The organism is Mitsuokella sp. AF21-1AC (assembly GCF_003458855.1).
Classification (GTDB): Bacteria; Bacillota; Negativicutes; order Selenomonadales; family Selenomonadaceae; genus Mitsuokella.
Genome location: NZ_QRVW01000065.1, coordinates 1 through 428 on the forward strand (window position 1 = coordinate 1; position 428 = coordinate 428).

Consider the following 428-nt stretch of genomic DNA (forward strand, 5'->3'; position numbering starts at 1 on the left):
AAATCCATTTGAAATCATCACAGATATCGGTTCTGGAATCAATTACAAGAAGGATGGACTCCAAGAGCTGATTCACAGGATAGAAGCCAACCAGGTCGAGAAAGTGGTTGTCCTCTATAAGGACAGGCTCGTACGTTTCGGTTTTGAGCTTCTTGAAACGATTGCAACCATCCATGGATGTAAGATTGAGATTGTCGATATGGCCCGGAAAAGCGAGCAACAGGAACTGGTTGAAGATTTGGTCCAAATCATCACAGTGTTCAGTTGCGAGCTTCAGGGAAAACGAGCGCATCAAGCGAAGAAGAATCTTCCGCAAGCAGAAGCAGCCCGGCTACATCAAGTATTCCGCTAAGAAAGTTACTCATTATACCCGCATTGGCAAGAGCTTGACCGTCTATGACATGAACGGGCATCCCAAGTTCAGGAGC

1 protein-coding gene is annotated in these 428 nt (G+C 46.0%); it reads left to right on the forward strand.

Annotated elements, in window-relative coordinates; genetic code table 11:
• A partial coding sequence (locus tag DWX75_RS11950) for an IS607 family transposase (protein WP_118016530.1) occupies positions 1-352 on the forward strand: 352 nt, incomplete at its 5' end.
• Between the last annotated feature and the right edge of the window lie 76 nt (positions 353-428).